Genomic DNA, 265 nt, shown 5'->3' with positions numbered 1-265 from the left:
GGGTAATCAGCGTATGAAGACGCTTGACAAAATCCTGAGCTTGTTCTTTCGAGGCAAAACCTTCAGCTACCCTGCCGCTAGGAGCCACCACAAAGGCTTTTCCTTGCTTCACCGTCTCGCCCTGAGACTTAACGCCCAGCGCCTGCCTAATATCGTCAGGAACTTCCTGGCCTTCGTGGAAAAGCACAATCACTTCAGGTCGTCCTCGATTTTTTCTTCCAGCAGCGTCTGCAAATCGCGCATCTTGCCGATGATAGTGCAGGAC

Annotated in this window: 1 protein-coding gene; it reads right to left on the bottom strand. The window is 52.1% G+C overall.

The window, feature by feature from the left end; translation table 11 throughout:
* Window positions 1-265 (bottom strand): hypothetical protein (locus ABGT15_RS14750; RefSeq protein WP_367232221.1); only part of this gene is annotated, 265 nt, incomplete at both ends.

The organism is Flavobacterium enshiense (assembly GCF_040750275.1).
GTDB classification, from domain to species: domain Bacteria; phylum Bacteroidota; class Bacteroidia; order Flavobacteriales; family Flavobacteriaceae; genus Flavobacterium; species Flavobacterium enshiense_B.
This window is presented reverse-complemented; position numbering and strand designations above follow the sequence as displayed.